The organism is Rhodococcus sp. 5G237 (assembly GCF_053764735.1).
In genome coordinates this window covers 1-22,712 of sequence record NZ_JBSNCD010000004.1, presented here as the reverse complement: position 1 = coordinate 22,712, position 22,712 = coordinate 1, and the positions used below count along the sequence as shown (strand labels likewise).

The following is a 22,712-nucleotide window of genomic DNA, read 5'->3' as shown; positions in this document are numbered from 1 at the left end:
GGTGGGTAACAGTGACTGTAAGTAAACTTCTGCACGGTGATCGTGACCGTGGAGTTGGGAGGCTCCGTCCACGATCGCATGACAGGGGAGGGTTCTGCACTTCCCGTGTCCTGAATTGTGTCGGGAGGACGAGGGGAGCGTGGTGCATCTACTTCCGCTGTCCCCGAGTCAGCGGGGCCTGTGGTTCGCGCAGCAACTGAATCCCGACATACCGTTCACCACGGCGCAGTACGTGGAGTTCCGTGGTGATCTCGACGCGGACCTGGTTCGGGACGCCTGTAATCAGGCTGCGCGCGAGGTCGAGTCGGGCACTCTCGTGCTCGTCGAACAGGACGGCAAGCCGTTTCAGAAGGTCGTCCCCGATATCGAGGACTCGCCGCGTTATCTGGACCTGCGGTCCGAGAAGGACCCAGAAGCTGCAGCTCATCGCTGGATGACCGAGCAGTACACGAAGCCCCTCGACCTGCTGAGCGACCGACTCATCGCCACCACGGTGCTGCGCATCGCGGACGACCGCTATTTCCTGTCGAGCTACGTCCACCACATCGCGCTCGACGGTCAGGGCGCGGTCAACATGCTCAACCGCGCCGCCGAGTTGTATTCGGCGTGGGTCTCGGGCTCCGACGCGCCGCCGCTCAAGGCGATGCCGATTGCCGACATTCTCGATGTCGAGGCCGCCTATGTGGGCTCGAAGCGTCAGGACACCGATCGCCAGCACTGGCTCGAGCGCCTCGCCGACCTGCCCGAATCCGTGTCGTTCGTCGATCACGAAGCCCCTCTCGGGGTGCCGGCGCGGCGGACGAACTCCGAACTCGACGCCGACACGGCTGCCGCGGTCTCGGCGCTCGCCCACGACGCGAACTCCACCAACGTGCCGATCGTCCTCGCGGCGTTCGGCGCGTTCCTCGCCCGGACGACGGGCGTGGTCGACGTCGTACTCAGCCTGCCCGTCTCCGCTCGCACCACCGCCGCGCTGCGTCGGTCTGCAGGTGTGCTCGCCAACGTCGTGCCGTTGCGCCTGTGCGTGGATCCTGCAACCACACCCGTCGAGCTCATCCGCGACGTGCAGGTGGAACTGAGCAGCACCCTGCGCCACCAGCGGTATCGGTACGAAGACATGCTCGCGGATCTGCGCAGCCTCGGCCGCTCCCGCGACGAGGCGGCGAGCCCGTTCGGCCCCACCGTCAACTTGATGATGTTTCATCCCGAGATCGCCTTCGGCGACGTGACGGGGGAGTACCACCACCAGTCCAGCGGTCCGATCGACGATCTCGCCGTCAACGTCTACCCGGGCGTCGCCGGCCGCACGATGCGCGTCGACTTCGAGGCCAACCCCAATCTCTACAGCGACGAGCACCTCTCGTCGCTGCACAGCCGTTTCCGCGGCTTCCTGAAGGAATTCGTGCAGAACGCGGGCGTCGCGGTGGGCGATCTCGCCCTCGCCGACCCGGCCGAACTCGACGGCCTGGCTCCCGCCCACGGACGCACCGCGCCGGAGCCGGAACTGCTGCCCGACGTCCTCACCCGCCACGCCGCGAGCGACACCGTCGCCGTCGTGGACGGAAACGACAGCATCACCTACCGCGAACTCGACGCTCGCTCCGACGCGCTCGCACATGCGCTGGTCGCGGCCGGTGCCGGCCCCGAAGAGCGCGTCGCGGTGCTGCTGCCCCGTTCGATCGATTCGGTGGTCGCACTGTGGGCCGTCGCCAAGACCGGCGCCGCCTACACCCCGCTCGACCCCGAACTTCCCGCCCGTCGCCTCGAGCAGGTGCTGCGCGACGTGCGGATCGCTGTCGCTCACGACCACCCGGCGTTGCCCGAGCACGTCACCCGCATCGCGCCGCCTGTCGACGGCTCCGCTGAGACCTTCACGGCCGAGCATCGCCTGCGGCCGCTGCACGTCGACAACACGGCGTGGGTCATCCACACATCCGGTTCCACCGGCACCCCGAAGGCCGTCGCGGTGGGCCACCGCGGTGTGTCGGCGCTCGTGTCGACGCTGCGCGATCGCTACGGCGCCGACGAGACATCGCGGGTGCTGCACCTCGCGTCGCCGTCCTTCGACGCGTCGCTCCAGGAACTGCTTCTCGCCTTCGACTCCGGCGCCACTCTGGTGATCTGCCCGCCCGACGCCGTCGGCGGACCGGCCCTGGCCACCCTGCTGCGCAGCGAAGCGGTCACCCACGCGATCACCGCACCCGCGATCCTCGCCGTCACCCCCGACGACGGCCTGCCCGACCTGCAGGTTCTCGACGCCGGTGGCGAAGCACTGCCGCAGGCCGTGGCCGACCGCTGGTCCACCGGCCGCACGATGCTCAACGCCTACGGGCCCACCGAGACCACGATCCTCGCGACGCTCAGCGACCCGCTGCAGCCCGGCGCGGGTGTGCCGATCGGCCGGCCGATCGACGGCATGACCGCCGTCGTCCTCGATTCCCGTCTGCATCCCGTGCCCGCCGGAGTGATCGGCGAGCTGTATCTCGGGGGACCGGGCGTTGCGCGCGGCTACCTCGGCGCACCGGCCCTCACCGCCGAACGCTTCGTCGCCTCACCGTTCGGTGGGCGCATGTACCGTACGGGCGACCGCGCCCGCTGGACCACCGACGGTCACCTCGAGTTCCTCGGCCGCGCCGACCAGCAGGTGAAGATCCGCGGCTACCGCATCGAACTCGGCGAGATCGAAGCCGCGCTCGTCTCCTTCGACGAGGTGCAGGCCGCGACCGTCACGGTCCACGGCGAGCACATCGCCGCCTACGTCGTGGGCGACGTCGACCCCGCCGACCTCACCGTCCGTCTCGCCGACGATCTGCCCACCTATCTGCGTCCGTCGTCGATCACGGTGCTCGACGCGCTGCCGCTCACGCCGGGCGGCAAGGTCGACCGGCGCGCGCTGCCCGCACCCGAGCGCGCCGTGGCCGTCGGATCGCGGCCGCCCAACGGCCCGACCGAGAAGATCGTCGCTGAGCTGTTCGCCGAACTCACCGGCATCGACGACGTCGGAGCCGACGACGACTTCTTCGCGCTCGGCGGTCACTCGCTCGGTGCCGCGCAACTCGCTGCCCGTCTCGGTGCCGCACTGGGCCGCGACGTGCAGCTGCGCGACGTGTTCGCCCACCCGACCGTCGCCCGCCTCGCGGCCGCCGCGGCGAAACGACCCGAATCGGAATCGCGACCTGTCGCCACCCCCGACATCGGACCGTCGCCGCTCGCTCCCGCGCAGCGCCGACTGTTCCTGCTTGCCCGGGCACACGGCGACCCGGCCGCCTACCACCTGCCGTTCGCGTTGCACCTCGACGGCGCCCTCGACCTGCCGGCGCTGCAGGCCGCGGTGGTGGACGTCCTCGACCGGCACGAAACCCTCCGCACACTGTTCCGCCTCGAGCTCGACGGCCCGGTGCAGGACGTGCTGCCGCTCAAGCGTGCCGTCACCGGTCTCGCACTCGAACCCGAAGCGGCCGACGGCGACGTCGAAGCGCTCATCACCGAGTGGGCCGCCGAACCGTTCGACCTCACCGCGCAGATCCCGTTCCGCATCCGCCTGCTGCGACTCGCCGACGACAAGCACGTGCTCGCCGTCGTCGCCCATCACATCGCGCTAGACGGTGCGTCGTTCGTGCCGCTCACCGTCGATGTCGCTACCGCCTACCTCGCCCGCACGACCGGGGAGGCGCCCGCGTGGACGCCGCTGCCGCTGCACTACCGGCACTACGCGCAGTGGCATCTCGATCGCCTCGGCGATCCGGCGGCACCCGACACCCGCGCCGGTCGCGAGATCGACTACTGGACACGCACACTCGACGGCCTCGTCGACGCGGCGCCGCTACCCACCGACCGTCCTCGCAACGGCGGCTTCGGTCCCGCTGCGGCCGTGGACTTCACGGTGCCGGCCGAGCAGGTCGCGTCACTGCGGTCCGTTGCCGCCGCGCACGACGCCACCACCTTCATGGCCGTGCACGCCGCCGTCGCCGTGTGGCTCGCCGCCTGGACCTCCGGGCACGACATCGCCATCGGCACCGGAACGGCCGGTCGCGACCACCCCGACCTCGACGCACTCGTCGGCATGTTCGTCGGCACCGTCACGCTGCGAACGAATGTCGACCCGGCACAGCCGTTCACGTCGCTGCTCGCGCAGGCCCGCGACACCGACCTCGACGCCTTCGCGCACGCCACGGTGCCGTTCGACTACGTCGTCGACGCCCTCGGTTTCTCGCCCTTCCACGTGATGCTCGCCTACGACAACGTGGACGTGCCCGACCTCGAACTGCCCGGCCTCACGGTGCGGCCGCAGGAGATCGCCTCGTCGCAGGCACGATTCGACCTCGAGATCTCGCTGCGCGAACTGCGCGACGGATCGCTCACCGGCCGTCTCGTCTACGACACGAAACTGTTCGACGACGACACCATCGCCCGCTGGGTGACCCGCCTGAGCGGAGTGCTCGAGCAGGTCGCGCAGCATCCGTCGCTGCCCGTCGGCGACCTCGACCTCGGCACCCTCTCCGTCGAACCGGCCGAACCCGGCCCGGAGGCAACCTTCGCCGAGATCATCGACCGCTCGCCGGCCTGCGTGACCGAACCCGGTGGACAGGCCGTCGAGATCCGCACCGCGGCACGCCCGCTCGCGTGGACGCTGATCGAGCGGGGCATCGGGACGGAAGACCGCGTGGCCGTCGTGCTCTCGCGGTCGACGCGGTCGGTGCTCGCCGCCGCGGCCGTCGCGCTGAGCGGCGCGGCCTTCGTGCCCGTCGACCCCAGCCAGCCCGCCGCGCGCATCGCCCAGCTGCTCGGCGCATCCGGTGCGCGGTACGCGATCGTCGACGGCGATGTCGCGCTGCCCGACGGGGTCGAGCCGATCACCTTCACCGTCGAGGGCGAGACCCGCCCGATCACCGACACGGATCGCGTGCGCCCGCTACATGTCGACAACACTGCCTACGTCGTCTACACCTCGGGCTCCACCGGCCGGCCCAAGGGCGTGGTGGTCTCGCACCGTGGACTCGGCCCGCTCGCGCAGTCGTTCGTGGAACGTTTCGACCTGCCCGCCGTCTCCGACACCGCCACCGAAGCGCGGGTGCTGCACTTCGCTACACCTGCCTTCGACGGTGCGGTGCTCGAATACGTCCTGGCGCTCACCTCCGGCGGCACGCTGGTAGTTGCGCCCCCCGACCTGTTCGGTGGCGACGAACTCGTGGAACTGCTTCGCACCGAAGGCATCACCCACTGGTTCTCGACGCCCTCGGTACCCACCCAGCTCGACCCCACCGGACTCGACGCCCTGCGCACCATCGCGATCGGCGGCGAGGCATGGCCTGTCGAGACCGCCGAACGCTGGGCACCCGGCCGCACCCTGCTCAACGTCTACGGCCCCACCGAGACGACGGTGCTTGCCACGTCGAGCGAACCCTTCGAACCCGGCGACCGGCTCACCATCGGCACCGGCCTCGTCGGCGTCACCGCGGTGGTGCTCAGCGAACGTCTGCGGCCCGTGCCCGAGGGTGTGACCGGCGAGCTGTATCTCGGGGGACAGGGCGTCGCCCGCGGATACCTCGACGCACCCGCGCTCACCGCCGACCGGTTCGTCGCCAACCCGTTCGGCACCGGACGTCTCTACCGCACCGGCGATCTCGTGCGCTGGACGGGACACGACGACGACCGCGCTCTCGAATTCGTCGGCCGCAGCGACCACCAGGTCAAGATCCGCGGCTTCCGCATCGAACTCGGCGAGATCGACGCGACCCTGCAGACCCACCCGGGCATCGGCACCGCCGTGACCGTGGTGCGCGGCGACACCCTCGCCACCTATGTGCACAGCCGCAACGGCCGCCTCGACCCGCACGAGATCCGCGAGTGGGCCGCCGAGCGGCTGCCCCGGCACATGGTGCCCGCGACCGTCACCGTGCTCGACGCGTTCCCGCTCACCAGCACCGGCAAGATCGACCGCGCCGCGCTGCCCGAGCCGGTGGTCACCGCGACCCGCACCGACGGATATCGCAGCGCCACCGAAGAACTCGTCGCCGGTGTCGTCGCCGACCTGCTCGACCTGCCGAGCGTCGCCGGATCCGACGACTTCTTCGCCGTCGGCGGCAACTCGCTGCTCGCGACCCAGCTCGCCGCGCGTCTGCGGGGAGTCGCGGGTCGCCGGGTGGGTGTGCGCGACATCTTCGAGCACCCCACCGTCGCCGAACTCGCGAACCTGCTCGCCGAGGAACCCACCGGCGAGCACCTGCCGCTCGTGCACATCGACGACGACAGCGACGCGCCGCTCGCACCGGCGCAGCAGCGCATGTGGCTGCTCAATCGGTTCGACGTGGCAGACCGCATCGACGGCGGCGACCACATCGCCTTCGCGCTCGACCTCGACGCCGACACCGATCTCGACGCCGTGCGCGCGGCCGCCGCCACCGTGCTGACCCGCCACGACTCGCTGCGCACGGTCTTCCCCGACAGCCCGTCCGGCCCGCGCCAGCACGTGCTGTCGTCGGTGACGCTCGATCTCGAGCCCGTCGACGCCGGCACCGACCTCGACGCGGAGCTGGCCGAATTCGCTCGCGCGCGTTTCGATCTCACCGTCGATCCGCCGATCCGCACCCGGCTGTACCGGACGGATTCCGGCTACGTGCTCGCCGTGGTGATCGACCACATCGCTGCCGACGGCCTGTCGCTGCTACCGCTCGGCCGCGACGCCGTCGCCGCCTACCGTGCCCACCGCGACGGGGAGTCGTTGGACCTGCCGGCACCGGCGGTCACCTACCGCGACTACGCGCGCTGGCACCGGGTCGTGCTCGGCGACGAGAACGACCCCGACAGCCTCGTGGCCCGGCAGCTCGCCTTCTGGAAGCAGACCCTCGACGACGCGTCGCCGCTGCTCGCGTTGCCCACCGACCGTCCCCGCACCGCGGCGACCACCGGTACCGCGGGTCGCGCGAGCTTCACGATCCCCGCCGAACTGCACGCCGCGATCGACAAGCTCGCCCGCGCCCACGACGTCACGCCGTTCATGGTGATGCACGCGGCCTTCGCGACGCTGCTGTCGGCGCTCGCCGCCACCGACGACGTCACCATCGGCACGCCGGTCTCCGGACGCAGCGACGCCGCGGTCGACGACGTGGTGGGCATGTTCGTCGGCACCGTGCCGCTGCGGTTGCGGGTGCATCCGCGCCGCACCTTCGCCGACCTCCTCGCCGATACCCGCCGCGCCGATCTCGACGCCTTCGCCCACGCCGACGTGCCGTTCGATCGCATCGTCGACGCGGTGGGTGCCGGCACCGACGCGCACCACCCGTTGTTCCAGGTCATCCTGGCGTACGAATCGTTCTCGCTCGACGAGTTCACGCTGCCCGGCAGCTCTACGACGATCCGCGAGATCCCGGTGGGCACGGCCCGCGTCGACCTCGAGCTGACCGTCCGCGAACGGCGTTCCGAGACCGGTGTGCCCGCCGGTTTGGAGACGATCCTTACGTACGCGGACGAACTTGTGGATTCGCACACGATTGTGCAGTGGCAGTCGTGGTTCGTGCGTATCCTCGATGCCGTTACCGCCGACCCGGCTGTGTCGGTCGGCGGTATCGAGTTGGGCGACGCCGACCTCACCCCCGTCGGCGTCGTGCAACAACTTTCGGCCGAGTCGCTGCCCGAGCTGGTCGCGCAACGCGTGGCCGACGATCCGGCGGCCGTCGCCGTGGTGGGGGACGGGTACTCCCTCAGCTACGGCGCGCTGTGGTCGCGCTCGGGCGCGCTCGCCAAACTCCTCCGCGAACGCGGCGTCACCGCCGAGGACGTCGTCGCCGTCGCACTGCCGCGCACCCCCGACCTCGTCGTCGCGATCCTCGCCGTCTCCCGCGCCGGCGGCATCTACCTGCCCGTCGACGTCACGCATCCCGCGACGCGCCTGCAGGCCCTGTTCGACGACGCGCAACCCACGCTGGTCGTCACCGACAGCGACTTCACCGACGTCCGCGTGCCGACGGTGCGACTCGACGACCCGGAGGTCGCCGGTCGCCTCGAGGACGGTGCCCTGTTCGACTTCCCGCTCGTCGCGGATCTCGGCGCCTACATCGTCTACACCTCCGGCTCCACCGGAACCCCCAAGGGCGTACAGGTGACGCACCGCAACGTGCTCTCGCTGCTCGCCGCGACCGTCGACGAATTCGGATTGCGCGCCGACGACGTGTGGACCTTCTTCCACTCGCCGGCCTTCGACTTCTCCGTGTGGGAAATGTGGGCACCGCTCGCCACCGGCGCGTCCGTCGTCGCGGTCGACCACCTCACCGTGCGCGACCCGGCGGCCTTCGTCGACGTGCTCATGAGCAACCGGGTGACCGTGCTCAACCAGACCCCCACGGCCTTCTACCAGCTCGCCGCCACCGACCACGCGCCGCTCGAGGACCTGCGGTTGCTGATCTTCGGCGGCGAAGCCCTCGACCCCGCGCGCGTGCGCCCGTGGGCCGAACGCCATCCGCATGTGCGGGCGGTCAACATGTTCGGCATCACCGAGACCACCGTGCACGTGACCTTCGGCGACGCCACCGCGACCGGCATCGGTGCGCCGCTGCCCGGTCTCGCCGTGGACGTGCTCGACTCGTCGCTGCGACCCGCACTGCCCGGCGCGATCGGCGAACTGTACGTGCGCGGAGACCAACTCGCGCGCGGCTATCGCGGACGCCCCGGCCAGACCGCGACGCGCTTCGTCGCCGCCCCCGGTGGCACCCGCCGCTACCGCACCGGCGACCTCGGCCGCCGCGACACCGGCGGTGCCCTGCACTATCTCGGTCGCGCCGACCAGCAGATCGAACTGCGCGGCTATCGCATCGAACCCGGCGAGATCGAAGCCGCCCTGCTGCGCAGCGAGGGCGTGCGCCAGGCCGTCGTGCTGCTGCGCGACGACCGCCTCGTCGCCTATCTCGTCGGTGGCGACGCCACCGCGGCCCTGCGCGACCTGCGCCGCAGCCTGCCCGACTACCTCGTGCCGTCGGCCGCCGTGGTCCTCGACGCACTGCCGCTCACCGCCAACGGCAAGCTCGACCGCGCCGCGCTGCCCACCCCCGACGTCACCGCCGGCGGGGGAGCGGCACCGCACGGACCGGTCGAGGAACTCGTCGCGGACGTGTGCGCCGAACTGCTCGGCATCGCCCCCGGGACCCTCGGCGCCGACGACGACTTCTTCCACCTCGGCGGCAACTCGCTGCTCGCCACGCGCCTCGCCGGTCGCCTGTCGGACGTGCTCGACACCGGCGTCACCGTGCGCGACGTCTTCGAGAACCGGACCATTGCGTCTCTAACCTCATACATAACCAGTGGAAGCGATAAGCCTGCTCGCCGTGCGCGTCTCGTCGCCGACCCCCACGCACCGGCTCCGCTGTCGGCGGCGCAGCAGCGCCTGTGGTTCATCAACCGCTTCGACCCGGCATCCCCGAGTTACAACCTGCCCTTCGCGGTGCGGCTCGACGGGAACCTCGACGTCGACGCCCTCGCCGCTGCCGTGGCCGACGTGCTCGAACGGCACCGCACGCTGCGCACCGTCTACCCGGCCGCCGACGAATACACCGTGCTGCCTGCCACGCGCCCCGATCTCGACCCGGTGGCCGTGCCGGAAGACGCCCTCGACGAGTTCGTCCGCGACTACGCCACCACCGGCTTCGACCTCACCGTCGAACCCCCGGCCCGCATGCGGCTGTACCGGACGGCACCCGACCGGCACGTGCTGCTCGTCGTCCTGCACCACATCGCCGCCGACGGCTGGTCGCTCACGCCGCTGCTGCGCGACATCGCCGTCGCCTACGACGCCCGCCTCACCGGCGCGACCCCCGAACTCCCGGAGTTGCCCGTCCAGTACACGGACTACGCGCGGTGGCAGCGCAGCGTCGCCGACGAGCAGATCCAGTACTGGCTGGGCGAACTCGCCGACCTGCCCGACGAGGTGACCCTGCCCGGCGACCGGCCGCGCCCCGCACAGCCCACCGGACACGGCGCCGCCCATACCGTCTCACTCGACGCCGACCTCGTCCGCGGACTGCACACGCTGGCCCGTGAGGGTCGCGCGACGGTGTTCATGGTGCTGCACGCCGCCCTCGCGGCTCTGCTCGCGCGGCACGGTGCCGGTCGCGACATCCCCATCGGCACCGCCGTCTCCGGTCGCGGCGACCCGCAGCTCGACGACGTCGTCGGTATGTTCGCCGGCACCCTCGTGCTGCGCACCGACGTCGACCCCGACGCCACCTTCACCGACCTGCTCGCACAGGTGCACCGCCGCGACCTCGCCGCCTACAGCAATCCGGACGCACCGTTCGAGACGCTCGTCGAGAAGCTGCAGCCCGCCCGCAGCGAAGCGCGGCACCCGCTGTTCCAGATCGCGGTGTCGCAGGCACGACCCGTCGCGTCGACCTTCGCGCTGCCCGGCCTCAACGTCACCGCCGCGCCAGTCGACACCGAAACGGTCAACGTCGACGTGCAGGTCACCGTCACCGAACAGCAGGACGGCATCGACCTCGAATTCTTCTACAGCACAGACCTGTACGACGCCGACACCGTCGCCGCCTATGCCGGACGCCTGCGCACGATCCTGAGTGCGGCCGTCGCGGATCCGGATGTGCGGGTCGGGGAGATCGACCTGCACGGCGCCGCCGGCCTGCCCACCATCGGCGCTGTGCCGGGCGCACCCCGGTCGCTGCGCCAGTGGCTCGCGCAGGGCGCGGCTGCCGGCGGCGAGGAACTCGCGATCATCGACGACGACCGCGAACTGTCGTATCCCGAACTGCTCTACTATTCCGACGCTCTCGCCGCGCGCCTCCAGCTCGCCGGGGTGAGCCCGGGCGATCCGGTCGCGTGTGCCTACCCGCGCTCGCTCGAGTCGGTGCTCGCCGTGTGGGGCATCATCGGCGCCGGCGCCGCACCCATGCTCGTCGACCCCACCGCCCCCACAGCGCGCCTGGCCGAGATGCTCGCCGACGTGCGCGTGGGAGTCGGTGAAGCGCCGACACTTCCGGCAACCGTGCGGTGGCTCGAGGTGACCTCCGACGACGAGGAACCGCTCGCCGACGTCGTCGATCCCGCACCCGACGCCCCCGCCTACTTCGTCTTCACCTCCGGCACCACCGGACACCCCAAGGCCGTCACCGTCACCCAGCGCGCCGCGAGCGCGTTCGCCGAGGACATCGGCGAATACCTCGCAGCCTTCCCGGGGGATCGCGTCCTGCACGTCGCGGCACCGTCGTTCGACGCCGCGATGCTCGAGATGCTCACCGCCGGTATCTCCGGAGCGACGCTCGTGGTGGCCGACGCCGACAGCTATGGCGGCGCTGCCCTCGGCGACCTGCTCGACAGCGCCGCGATCACCCACGCGGTGATGACGCCGTCGACGCTCGCGACCGTGCCGGTGCGCGACCTGCCGGCGCTGCGCACCCTCGTGCTCGGCGGCGACCGGCTCACCCGCGAGATCGTCGATCGCTGGGGAGACGGGCGCACCCTCGTCAACAGCTACGGCCCGGCCGAGGCCACGATGTTCGTCACCAACTCGCAGCCGCTGCGACCGGGCGACGACATCGTCATCGGCACCCCCGTCCGCGGCGTCACCGTCGAGGTCCTCGACGAGCGGCTGCGTCCCGTGCCCGCCGGTGTGGTCGGCGAACTGTACGTCTCGGGACCGCGACTCGCGTCCGGCTACCGCGACGCCGCCGCGCGCACCGCCTCGCGGTTCGTCGCCGGGCCCGGCGGCCGCCGCTACCGCACCGGCGACCTCGTGCGCTGGACCCGCGCCGGCGCCCTCGAATTCGTGGGCCGCAGCGACAACCAGATCAAGCTGCGCGGCGTGCGCATCGAACCCGGCGAGATCGACACCGCCCTCACCGCGCTCGACGGCGTCGACCGGGCCGTGACCCTCGTGCGATCTGGTCGCCTCGTCTCCTACGTCACCGGCGAGGACCTCGACGGCAATAACCTGGACGACACAGACCTGCGGGCGCAGCTGCGCACCGTCCTGCCCGCTCATCTCGTGCCCACCGCGATCGTGCCGCTCGCCGCCATCCCGCTCACCTCCCACGGCAAGGTCGACGCCGCCGCACTGCCCGAACCCACCGCCGGTGAAGGCAGCGAACCGCGCACGGAGACCGAAGCGCTGGTCGCCCGGATCGTCGGCGACGTGCTCGGTGACGGCACCGCGGTGGGACGCACCGATGACTTCTTCGCCGTCGGCGGCAACTCGCTGCTCGCCACCGTCCTCGTCGGACGACTGCGCGACGAGACCGGCACGGCCGTGCCGCTGCGCACCGTCTTCGCGAACCCCACGGTCGACGCGCTCGCCGCCGCCCTCGACGCCGGTGGTTTCGACACCGACGCCGGGCCCGTGGCGGTGTCGCCGCGACCGGCACGGATCCCGCTCAGCCGCGCCCAGCGCCGCCTGTGGGGTCTGAGTTCCCTTGCACCCGATGCGTACCGGCTGCGCAGCGAGGTGAACCTGAGCGGACCGCTCGACCTCGGCGCCCTGCAGGCCGCGCTCGGCGACATCGCGCTGCGCCACGAGATCCTGCGCACCGACTACATCGTCGACGGCGACGGGGTGTACCAGCAGGTCCACGAGGCGCCGCGCAGCGACCGGTGGCGTGTGCGACTCGAACGCACCGGCCCCGACCAGCACGTGCTGTACCTCGACGTCGACCATTCGATCGCCGACGGCACGTCGCTGCGGCCACTGCTCCGCGACCTCACCATCGCCTACCTCGCCCGCGTCGACGGCACCACCCCGCAGTGGGAGCCCTTGCCGCTGCAGTACGCCGACTACGCCCTGTGGGAAGCCGAACGCGGCATCCCCGAACGCGACGTCGAGCACTGGCGGCGCGCCCTCGACGGACTGACCGTCACCGAACTGCCCGCCGACGCCTCCGGAACCGATACCGGTGCGCGCAGCGTGGACTTCACGGTGCCCGCCGACGTACGCGACGCGCTCGCCGAACTCGCCCGCGCGCATGGCGCCACCGAGTTCATGGTGCTGCACGCCGCACTGTCGGTGCTGCTCGCGCGACTCGGCGGCAGCGACGACATCGCCGTCGCCGCCGTGGTGGGCGGACGTCGCTGGGCGCAGCTCGAAGACCTCGTCGGACCGTTCCTCGACACGCTCGTGCTGCGCGCCCGAGTGGCCCCCGACATGTCGTTCGCCGGACTGCTCGGCCAGGTCCGCGATTTCGACGTCGCCGCCTTCGACCACGTCGCCGTGCCGTACGAGCAACTGCTGTCGGAGCGGCAGAGCGGCGCACCGCAGGTCGCGCTGGCGTTGCAGGACTTCGGCTTCGACCCGATCACCCTCGGGGAGCTCACCGTCGAGGCCCGCGAAGTCCTCGACGACACACCGAAGTTCGACCTGCAGTTCACGCTCGCCCCGCGCCCCGACGGCTACACCGGCACGCTCGTGTTCGACGCCGCCCGCTTCGCCGGCCGCACCGCCGAACTGCTCGCCACCCGCTTCGTCGCGCTGCTCGGCACACTGGCGAGCGCGCCCGGCAGAACCATCGGTGAAGTGGCCGTCGACGCCCCGGCTTCGGCTCTCGACGGCGGCGAGCCGGCCCCGGCACGCACGCTCGCCGAGATGCTGCGCGCCACAGCCGGTGCCCATCCCGACCGGGAAGCCCTGCGCGGCGACGGCGAATCGCTCACCTACCGCGAACTCGACGAGCAGTCCGACGCGCTCGCCGACGAGTTGCGTGCCGAGGGTGCGCGGGACGGCCGGATCGTGCGCATCGACGCACCGCGCAGCGTCGACTACATCCGCACCCTGTGGGCCATCACCAAGACCGGTGCGGCCTTCACCCATTCGCGGCAGGCGGGGGAGAGCTGCCTGCCCGGCACCGCCTACGTCGTGTCCACCTCCGGATCCACCGGCACCCCGAAGCGGGTCGCGGTGACGCACCGCGGACTCGCCCCGCTCGCCGCCGAAGTGGCAACGCGCTACCGGGTGGAGCCCGGAGACCGCGTGCTGCACGGTTATTCACCCGAGTTCGACGCGGCACTGCTCGAACTGCTGCTCGCCCACACCACCGGCGCGACCCTCGTCGTCGCACCCCCGGACGTCTACGCGGGCAAGGACCTGCACCGCTACCTCGCCGACCAGCGCATCACCCACTACCTGTCGACCCCCACGGTGCTCGGCACTCTCGACCCCGAGGGCCTGCCCGACCTGAAGGTCGTTGCGTCCGGTGGTGAATCGCTGTCGCCGTCGCTCGCGGCACGCTGGGCCGACGGCCGCGTGATGCTCGACGCGTACGGACCGACCGAAGCCACGATCGTCGCGACCCTCGTCGACATCGAACCCGGCACCCGCCCGAGCATCGGCCGGCCCGTGCCGGGCACCGTCGCCCACGTGCTCGACGCGCGGCTGCGCCCCGTCCCGGCCGGAGCCGTCGGCGAGCTGTACCTCGCCGGTGAAGGCCTCGCCGCCGGTTACCTCGACGACCCCGCCCGCACCGCCGAACGTTTCATTGCCGCTCCCGGCGGCACGCGCATGTATCGCACCGGCGACCGCGTCCACCGCCGCGTCGACGACTCCCTCGGCTATCTCGGCCGCACCGACCGCCAGCTCAAGGTGCGCGGCGTGCGCATCGAACCCGGCGAACTCGAGGCGACGCTGCTCGCCCAGCCCGGCATCCGGCAGGCCGCGGTGGTCGCGGTGGCGGGCACGCTCGTCGCGTTCGCGGCCGGACCGGACCTGTCGGCCGACGACATCACCGCGCGAGTCGCGCTCGTCGTGCCGCCCCACCGCATGCCCACCCGCGTGCACGTGCTCGACCAACTGCCCCTCACGCCCAACGGCAAGCTCGACGTCGCCGCCCTCGAACTGCACGACGCCGCCGCACTCGACGACGACGCCGCCCGCGACCGGCCGCTCACCGACGCCGAGGACCTCGTCGTCACCGTCGCCGAGGATGTGCTCGGCGCCCGACCGGCCGCGCGCCGCGGATTCTTCACCGCCGGCGGCGACTCGCTCTCGGCCGTCGTCTTCGCCGCGCGGCTCAGCGAGGCGTTCGGCACCGACGTGCCCGTGCGCGAGGTGCTCGCCGCCCCCACCCTCGCCGCGCTCGCTGCCCGCATCGAATCCGGCGACGACCACCGCATCGCGCTGCGGCATTACGAGGACGACAGCCCGGCGCCGATCGCCCCCGCGCAGCGCCGCCTCGGCATCGTCGCGCGTGCCGAGACCGGCACCGCCGGTTATCTCGTGCCGGTCGTGCTGTCGCTGACCGGCGAGCTCGACGCCGACGCACTCGCCGCCGCGGTGAGCGACGTCGTCGACCGGCACCGCGTGTTGCGCACCGCCTTCATCGACGATGTGCAGGTGCCCGTCGACCCGCCGGTGCTCGAACACTCCGCACCGGAAGATGTCGCCGCGGCCGTGACCGCCACCATCACGACGCCCTTCGACATCACCGCGCAGGCACCGATGCGGATCCGGTTGTTCGACGTCGAACCCGACCGCTGGATCCTCGCCGCCGCCGTGCACCACATCGCGTTCGACGGCGCATCCGTCGGTCCGCTGCTCACCGATCTCGCCGCCGCCTACGCCGCGCGTCGCGGGGGAGAGGCACCGGTCTTCGAGCCGCTGCCCGTCACCTACGGCGACTACGCGCGCTGGCAGCACGAACTGCTCGGCAATGTCGCCGACCCGTCATCCCTCGCCGCCCGCCAACTCGACTACTGGGCAACCACACTCGCCGGCCTGCCCGACAGCCCCTTGCCGCTGCCCGCCGACCGGCCGCGGCCCGCGCAGCCGAGCCACCGTGGCGCGCAGATCGTCTCGACGATCGACGCCGAGACGCATCGTCGCCTGCGTGATGTGGCGCGCAGCCACGACGTCACGGTGTTCATGCTCGTCCACGCCGTCGTCGCCGCGATGCTCGCGCGTCGCAGCGGCCGCACCGACATCGCCGTCGGCACGGCGATCGCGGGTCGCACGGATGCGCGCCTCGACCGGCTCGTCGGCATGTTCGTCGGCACCGTGGTGCTGCGCACCGCCGTCGACCCGTCCCGCCCGTTCACCGACCTGCTGCGCGAGGCGAGGGCCACCGACCTCGGTGCGCTCGCACACGCCGACGTGCCGTTCGACGAGGTCGTCGCCCGCCTCGCGCCGCGCCGCGCCCCGTCGTACAGCCCGCTCTTCCAGGTGCTGCTCACGCACCGCGTCGAGGCCGGCGAGGTGCTGCCGCAGCTGCCGGACGTGCAGATCGCCGAGACCGACGCCGGGGAACCGGCCGCGCAGTTCGACGTGGTCGTCGAACTCGTCGAGCGCGAGGCCGGACTCGACCTGCGCCTCGTCTATGCGACGGATCTGTTCGACGACACCACCGGCGACGCGATGCTCACCGACCTCGTCGCGATGCTCGCCGCGGCGCTCGCCGAACCCGACCGCGCCGTCGGTGATCTCGCCGTGCCGGTGCCTGCACCGTTGTCGGCTCCGGCCGTCGCGCCGCGCACGCTGCTCGAGATCCTGGAGACTTCCGTCGAGCGGCATCGCGGACGCATCGCGGTGCGCTCCGGCACCGTCGCGTGGACGTACGGCGGACTCGACGCCCGCGCCGACGAGATCGCGTCCGTGCTCGCCTCCCACGGTGTGCGACGCGGAGACCTCGTCGCGATCGCCGTGCCGCGCAGCGAGTACTGGCCGCTCGCCGTCTGGGCGATCACGAAACTCGGTGCGGCATGGGTGTCCGTCGACCTCACCCAGCCCGACGCCCGCAGTGCTGCGATCCTCGCCGACTCCGGCGCCCGCATCGGCCTGACCGTCGGTTACCGCGAACTCGGACATGTGACGTGGCTCGACCTCACCGCCGACCGCAGCATCGACTTCGACGCCGTCGAACCGCCGCGTCCCGCAGTGACATCCGACGACCTCGCCTACACGATCTATACGTCCGGCACCACGGGCACCCCGAAGGGCGTCGACGTCACCCACCGCGGGCTTGCGGCGCTGCTCGACGTGCAGACCGACCTGCTCGACCTCGGTCCGGAATCGCGCGTGCTGCAGGTCGCCTCGCACACCTTCGACGCCGCGGTCTTCGAACTGCTCTCCGCCCACGCGCACGGCGGCGCCCTCGTGATCGCGCCCGATCACACCTTCGCCGGGGAACCCTTGCAGGAACTGATCGTCGACGAGCGCGTCACGCACCTCAACCTCACACCTACTGTGCTCGGCACACTCGACCCCGAGGCATTCGAGCCCACGACGATCGTCGCCGCCGGCGAGTCGCTGCCCGGCGCGCTGGTGGGCCGCTGGTCGCGGCACCGGATCGTCAACGGCTACGGACCCACCGAGTTCACCGTCGCCGTCTCGTATTCCGCTCCGCTGAGCGGCGACGAGAAGCCGAGCATCGGCACGCCCGTCGCCGGAGCCACCGCCTACGTGCTCGACTCGCGCCTGCACTCCGTGCCGCGCGGCACCGTCGGCGAGCTCTACGTGACCGGCGACAGCACCGCCCGCGGCTACCGCTACGGATCCGGTCTCACCGCAACACGATTCGTCGCAAATCCGTTCGGCGACGGCGGGTCGCGGCTGTACCGTACGGGCGACCTGGTTCGGATCCTGCCGAACGGGGTACTGGATCACGTGGCCCGCATCGACAATCAGGTGAAGATCCACGGGATCCGCATCGAACCCGCCGAGGTCGACGCCGCTCTGCTGACCCGCCCGGGAGTCGCCGCGGCCGTCACCGTGCCGCATTCCGGACGGGCCGGAGACACCGTGCTCGTCTCCTACATCCAGCCCGAGACCGGCGCCGCACCCGACGTCTCGGCACTGCGCCGCGCGCTCGTCGCCGACCTGCCCCGGCACCTGCGGCCGGCGAGCATCACCGTCGTCGACGCGCTGCCGCTGTTGCCGTCCGGCAAGGTCGACCGCGCGTCGCTGCCCGCACCCGACGCCGCGACCGACGAACCGCTCGTGGCGCCGCAGGGACGCATCGCGCAGACCGTCGCCGCGGTGTTCGCCGCCCACCTCGACCTGCCCGTCGACGAGATCTCCGCCGATCGCGGATTCTTCGACCTCGGAGGCAGTTCCATCGGCGCCGTCGGTATGGCCGGTGAGCTGCGCGAGGCCCTCGGCACCGACGTCCCCGTCGAATGGCTGTTCACCAGCCCGGATCTCGCCGCTCTCGCCGACCGGATCGAACACGGCCGCAGCAATAACGAGCGCGACCCGCTCGGCAGCATCGTCGAGATCGCCGGTCGCGGCGACGAACGGCCCCCGCTGTTCTGCGTGCACCCCATCAGCGGACTCGCCTGGATGTACGCAGGATTGGCACCGCATCTGGACGGCCGCACCGTATACGGCCTGCAGGCAACGGGCTTCGACGACATTCCGGACAGCATCGGCGAACTCGCCGCGCGGTATGTGGTCGAAATCCGTAAGGTGAGGGCCGATGGTCCCTACCACCTGCTGGGCTGGTCGGTGGGCGGCACCATCGCACACGAGATGGCCGTGCAACTGCGCGAGCGCGGAGAGCAGGTCGGTGCGGTAGTGCTGCTCGACACGCTCACGCCCGAGACTGTGCCTGCCGAGCCCCACCCCGCGGCAGAGAACGTGCCCGACATCGCCGGGCTGCCCGAAGAACTCGTCGCAGAGGTCCGGCGCCGCACCGACGCCGCCGCCCAGGCCGTCGAAGCCGCGGTGCGCAGGCACACCCTCAGCGAATACGACGGCGACATCGATTTGGTGGTCGCCGCCCCCGATCTCGACCGGCACCCAGATCTCGTTGCCACCTGGCAGCGATATGTGCGCGGTCTCGTCGTCGAACATCCGGTGCCGTTCACGCACTCGGAACTGGCCGATCCGGACGCGGTGCGTGCGATCGGCCCGGTGCTCGACAGCGTGCTCGAGCGCCACGACGACCCCCACACCGCGCCCACCGGGTGCGCACGCAGTGTTACCGCAACGAGGGAGACGCCCTGATGGAAGTACATGATTACCTGCGAATTCTGCAGGCGAGGTGGAAGATCGTCGCCGTCACGACGGTGGTGGCGGTCCTTGCCGCTCTCGGCGCCTCCCTGCTGACCACGCCGCAGTACGAAGCCAAGACACGCCTGTTCGTGTCGACATCGTCGGGCGCGTCGGTGCAGGAGATCTATCAGGGCAACCTGTTCTCGCAGCAGCGCGTCACCTCCTACACCGAACTGCTCGAGGGCACCACCCTCGCGCAGCGCACCCTCGACAAGCTCGGTCTGGATGACCTGTCGGCCGTGGCACTCGCCGGCATGGTGACCGCCTCGTCCACCCCCGACACGGTGCTCATCGACACCGCCGTCACCGACGAGTCGCCCGAACGTGCCCGCGACCTCGCCAACGCGCTGTCGGACGAGTTCGTCGTTATGGCCCGCGAACTGGAGACCCCCGAGGACGGCGGCCCGCCCACCGCCCGCGTGGTGGTCGAGCAGTACGCGGCCACTCCGTCGTCGCCGGTGACGCCGAAGACCACGCGGAACGTCGCGCTGGGCCTGGCCGTCGGTCTGCTGCTCGGTATCGCCCTCGCGGTGCTGCGCGATCGACTCGACAACACCATCAAGGACCGCAACGCCGTCGAGGACATCGCCGGCACCGGTGTGGTGGGTGTGATCCCGCTCGACAAGGCCCGGCACGAAGAGCCGGCGATCGTCTTCGCCGACGCCAACAGCGGCGACGCCGAGGCCTACCGCGAGATGCGGACCAACCTGCAGTTCCTCGAGGTCGACAACCCGCCGCGCGCGATCGTCATCACCAGCTCGCTGCCCAGTGAGGGCAAGACCACCACGGCCGTCAACACGGCTCTCGTGCTCGCCGAGGCCGGCCACTCCGTGGTGCTTGTCGAAGCCGACCTGCGCCGTCCGCGCGTGACGAAGTACCTCGGCACGCTCGGCGACGCCGGCCTGTCGACCGTGCTGGCGAACCAGGCCTCCCTCGAGGACGTGCTGCAGCCGACGCGCTTCGACGGCATGTGGGTGCTCGCCGCCGGCGGGCTGCCGCCCAACCCGTCCGAGCTCCTCGGTTCCGCGCATGCGCGGGAGGTCATCGAGGACCTGCGGTCGCGCTTCGACTACGTCATCATCGACGCGCCGCCGCTGCTGCCCGTCACCGACGCGGCGATCCTCACGAGCATCGCCGACGGTGCGCTGCTCATCGCGCGGTACGGCAAGACCACTCGCGAGCAGTTCGCGCGGGCCGTCGGCAACCTGCGTGCGGTCAACGCCCCCGTGCTGGGCACGATCCTGGCGATGACCCCGACCAAGGGTCGCGGCAGTGCCTACGAGTACCGGTACTACTACAGCTCCGACAAGGACAGCGCCGCTGCGGTCGCCGCCCAGACGAGCACGCCGGCGACGCAGCGCGTCGGTGCACCGGCCCCGACTGCACCGGCCGCCCAGCCGGCCCCGCAGGCACAGGCACCCGTCGAGGGACCGGCCCGGCCGCAGAACGGTCACCGTCACGTCGAGCCGCCGGCCACGCAGGCCTACCCGGCACCGAGCAACGACGCCTACCACTACCGCGCTACGGAGCAGTTCCCGCCGGCGCCGCAGCCGGCATCGGAGCGGTACGGCAGCGAGCCCTACCAGGCGCCGCAGGCGTACTCCGCCGCCGAGCCGCTGTCGCGACCCGTGGTGCACGCACCGCGGCGCCCGGTGAACGACTCAGGCTCGGAGAGCGGCGAGGAGAGGTAGCAACAGATCGGCGATCTCGGATCCGACCGTGACGAACGTCTCCTCGTCACGGCCGATCGGGTCGACGATGTCCTCCGGCCCGGGCGCAGACATCTGCGCCCGGGCCGTCGTCAGTTCTGCGATGGTCCGCGCACCGGTGGCGTTCTGCAGCCTGGCGGCCTCGCGCAGCGTGAACGTCACGCGCATCCTGCGCGGTGCGAGCTGGACGACCTTGGCGCGGTGCCGCTCGCTCATCGTGATGATCATGTCGGAGTCCTCCGCGATCTGCGGGGTGATCCGACGCGCGGCGAATCCGTCCGGATCGCCTCCGAGCTGCTGCAACACGAGTGCCGCGGTGGGTTCCATGCCGTAGCCGACCATCGCCCGGGTGCCGGCGCTGTGCGCCGAGAGGTCGTCGCGACCGGCCTCGGCCGCGTAGGCGGTGGTCAGCCTTTCTGCGGTGGGTGATCGGCAGATGTTTCCGGTACACACATAGAGAATCCGCATTCGGCGATCCTATGGGAGACGTCTCCCGGACGCTCAGGAGACATCTGCGGAGTGCTCGGTCCCGGTGTACGTCATCCGAACGGCCCTCGTGACCGATCGGTAACGTTCTGTACCATCGTCGGTGATTTCGGGCGCCGGGGGAAGCTGACGCGGCTGGCGCATCCAACGTCGAAGGCGGCTGATGAGTTCTATTCTCGGTGTGACCGTGGGGGAGAGCGCCGTTCGGGTGGTGCGGCCGGTGGATCGAACGACCCCGACGGCGGGGTTCCAGTTCCAGGTGGTCGAAACCGGTAAGGACGATCCGGCGCGGCTGGCGGCAGGCACTCTCGGGGTCCTCTTCCAGACCGGTGTCGCGGGCGATCCGGTCGAGCGGGTCGGACTGGTCTACCGCGACCAGGCCCAGGCCGAGCGCCTGCGTGCGGCGATGACCGTCGAACACATCGACCGCTACCTGCTCGTCTCCGAACCCGAGGCCGCCGTCACCTATCTGCAGGCCACCGGCGAACTCGGCAGCAACACCGCCGTCTTCTACGATCTCGGCGACGCCGGGCTCACCGTCACCGTCGTCGACCTCGTCTCCCGCGAGGTGCTCGCCGAACGCACCGACAGCATCGGCGGCCGCGTCTTCGACAACGTGATCCGCGACCACCAACTCGACACCAACGGTGTGTGGCGCCCCGACGATCCCGCCACCGACGACGAACTGTCGGCCCAGTGCCGCGAGGCCAAGGAGAAGCTCTCGCAGAGCGAGACCGTGGCCGTGCCGGGCGCGGCAGGGGTCGTGCTCATGTCACGCGAGACCTTCGATCCGCTCATCGCGCAGTGCGTCGAGTCGTCAGCGCAGTTCGTGCACCAGGTGATCTCCCGTGCCGGTCGCAACCCCGAGGCCGTGGTCCTGCTCGGCGGCGGCGCGCACATCCCGCTCGTGCAGGAGGTGCTGCGCTCGTGGCTCGGACTGCCGCTGGTGGTGCCGCACGAGCCCGAACTCGTCCTCGCCAAGGGCGGGGCGATGGCCGCCGCGAAGCCTGCGAACTCGCAGCCGGCGAGCACCCTCACCCGCATCGTGCCGGGCCGCCCGTCGTCGACCAGCGCCGAGACCGAACAAATCCCGGTCGTCGCCGCTGCGGCCCCCGCGCAGACGACCGCAGCCGCCGCACCCGGGCCGGAGTCCGCCGACGCGAAGAAGCCGTGGTGGTCGACGCTGGCCGGTCGCGGTCCGTCGGTCAGCGGCAAGCAGATCTCCGGCGCCGGTATCGCGGGCACGGCCCTCGCGGTCGTCGCGGTCATCGGGGTGGCGCTGAGCACCGGCTTCGCGAGTTCGTCGACCGACGAGACGAGCCCGACCCAGTCGTACACCCCCCCGACGACCGGTGCGCCGCGGCAGAACCCCGCGCCGGCGGTGGCGCCCACGCAGGTCACCACGACTACCACCACGGTCGAGCCGGAGCCGGCTCCGACGACCTATTCGCCGCGCCCGGTCCCCCCGGCCCCCGAACCTCCACCCGCTCCGGTTCCGACCATCCCGGGGCTGGGAGTGCCGGTCCCGACGCTGCCGCCGCTGCCGA

General features: G+C 71.3%; 4 protein-coding genes. 3 read left to right on the top strand and 1 reads right to left on the bottom strand.

The genetic code is table 11. The annotated features are described in order from the left end of the window. The first annotated feature begins 139 nt into the window (after positions 1–139). Both ACWPOC_RS09550 and ACWPOC_RS09545 read left to right on the top strand, forming a co-directional pair. Complete coding sequence (locus tag ACWPOC_RS09550; protein WP_455408482.1) at positions 140–18,922, top strand: amino acid adenylation domain-containing protein; 18,783 nt, start codon at positions 140–142, stop codon at positions 18,920–18,922. Further along, positions 18,922–20,661 (top strand): polysaccharide biosynthesis tyrosine autokinase, encoded by a 1,740-nt coding sequence (locus ACWPOC_RS09545; protein WP_455408481.1) that lies wholly within the window; start codon positions 18,922–18,924, stop codon positions 20,659–20,661. The genes ACWPOC_RS09550 and ACWPOC_RS09545 overlap by 1 nt, the downstream gene beginning before the upstream one ends. Here ACWPOC_RS09545 and ACWPOC_RS09540 read toward each other — a convergent pair. Further along, a complete protein-coding gene (locus ACWPOC_RS09540) occupies positions 20,632–21,147 on the bottom strand; it encodes an arsenate reductase/protein-tyrosine-phosphatase family protein (protein WP_120280268.1) in 516 nt (171 codons plus the stop codon). The genes ACWPOC_RS09545 and ACWPOC_RS09540 overlap by 30 nt on opposite strands. 181 nt (positions 21,148–21,328) lie before the next feature. Here ACWPOC_RS09540 and ACWPOC_RS09535 point away from each other — a divergent pair. Continuing rightward, positions 21,329–22,712: Hsp70 family protein (locus tag ACWPOC_RS09535; RefSeq protein WP_455408480.1), on the top strand; the 1,384-nt coding region annotated here is incomplete at its 3' end.